General features: G+C 73.8%; 2 protein-coding genes. Both read right to left on the bottom strand.

The annotated features are described in order from the left end of the window. A partial coding sequence (locus tag OZN99_RS30615) for a serine/threonine-protein kinase (protein ID WP_270938982.1) occupies positions 1-882 on the bottom strand: 882 nt, incomplete at its 3' end. Positions 883-950: 68 nt separating this feature from the next. Next, the coding region (locus OZN99_RS30610) for a CHAT domain-containing protein (RefSeq protein ID WP_270938981.1) at positions 951-1,945 on the bottom strand (995 nt) is incomplete at its 5' end.

Genomic DNA, 1,945 nt, shown 5'->3' with positions numbered 1-1,945 from the left:
GGCGCGGGGCGGGGCCGACATCATCGTCGCATCCACCGAGGGCTCGGACGCCGCCGCCGGCGCGGCCAGCGCCTGGCGGATCGCCGCCGCGAAGGCCTCGGCATTCGCGAAGCGCCCTTCCGGCCGCTTCGCCATGGCGCGCGCCACCACCGGGTCCAGCGCCGGCGGCGCCGTCACCGACAACTCGGAGGGCTTGGGCGGATCGGTGTGCAGCGCCTTGTGCATGATGGCGGTCATGCCGCCCTCGAAGGGCCGCTCGCCGGTCAGCAGCTGGTACAGCAGCACGCCCGACGAATAGATGTCGGTGCGGGCGTCCACCGTCTGGCCCATGAACTGCTCGGGCGACATGTAGGCCGGCGTGCCCATGACCGTGCCGGCCTGGGTCATGCTGCTGCTCTCGATGCGCGCGATGCCGAAATCCGCGATCTTCGCCTTGCCGTCGGACGTCAGCATCACGTTGGCGGGCTTGATGTCGCGATGGACGATGCCGCGCGCATGGCTGAAGGCCAGGCCCGCCAGCAGATCCTCCATCACCCGCACGATGTCGGGCAGCGCCATGCGTTCCTGCTTGTCCAGCAGGTGCTTCAGCGTCGGCCCGTCCACGAACTCCATGACGATGTAGGCGATGTCGCCGTCCTCGCCGTAGTCGTAGACCGCGACGATGTTGGGGTGGGTCAGCCGCCCTGCCGCCTGCGCCTCGCGCCGGAACCGGGCCAGTTCCTCGATCGCCTCGGTGTCGGAGGGGTCGGGGATCTTGACCGTCTTGATCGCCACGCGGCGGGCGATGATCGGATCCCAGCCGTCATAGACCACGCCCATGGCGCCGCGGCCGAGGGTGCCGCGCAGTTCGTACTTGCCGAGCCGGCCGACTGGCTCCGTCACGCCTGTCCCCCTACGCCCCGCCCCTCGGAGCCACCGCCGCGCGGATCGCCCGCACGCCGCTCAACCGATCATAGGCGGGAAGCCCCCGCCTGCGAAACCGGCTCCGCCGGCCCACCTTCGCCGATCACCGTGAAGGCCGCCCAGAAGAAGGGATGGGCCGCATCCGCGGGAAGGGCGCGCCCGGCATCCTCTAGCACGGCCAGCTGCGCCACCCGCAGCGACGCCTTGGCGCCCAGCCCGGCGCGCCGCTCCGCCAGGGAGCGAGCCACCAGATACGCCGCGAAGCCGTCATCGACGGCCCAATGCGTCACCAGCAGCGCGCGGGCCCCGGCGTAGAAGAAGGCCCGCGCCAGGCCGGACAGGCTCTCGCCCGCCGTGCTGCCCGCAGGACCGCCGGAGTTGCAGGCCGAGAGCACCACCAGGTCCGCGTCCAGCTCCAGGTTCACGATGGCCGATGCGGTCAGCAGCGCCGGCGCGGCATCCGGCGCGGCGGCCGGCGTGGAGGCGAGGATCGCCGGCTCCGGCTGGCAGGCGATCTCGGCGGGCAGCACGGCGTGGGTGGCGAAGTGCAGCACGCGGTAGTCGCGCAGGCTGGTGCGCCGCACCGCATCGGCGGTGAAGGCCGCGCCCAGCAGCCGGTCCGTCGGCGCCGCGCCGAGCAGCTGCCGCGCCGCCTCCAGCTCCCGCGTCGCGGCCGGAAGTGGCGGCAGTCCCGCGAGGAGTGCCGCGCTCTCGGCGCAGGCCTCGCCCGGGAAGCTGCGCGCCGCCTGGGCGCGCGTCGGCGGGCGGAAGTCGCCGAAGCCGAACCAGGGCCGCGGCGCACGCGACGCCTCCAGCCGCCGCAGCCCGACGAAATTCGCCGGGGCCGGCACATGCGCCACGGCCATGCGACGCACCAGGAAAGGCGCCTCCGCCAGCCGCGCCGGATCGGCGGGGCCGGTCAGCAGCACCTCGAAAGGCAGCGAAAGCAGCGGGCCGCTCGGCGCCACCGCCAGCGCCGTGGCACCGTCCAGCGACGAGGCCAGCGCGCCGAGCGTCGCCGCGTGCAGCTCCTGCGCCGCCG

This window comes from Falsiroseomonas oryzae (assembly GCF_027856955.1).
Classification (GTDB): Bacteria; Pseudomonadota; Alphaproteobacteria; order Acetobacterales; family Acetobacteraceae; genus Falsiroseomonas; species Falsiroseomonas oryzae.
Note: the sequence above shows the minus strand (reverse complement) of the source record. Positions and strands in the feature narration are given on the sequence as shown.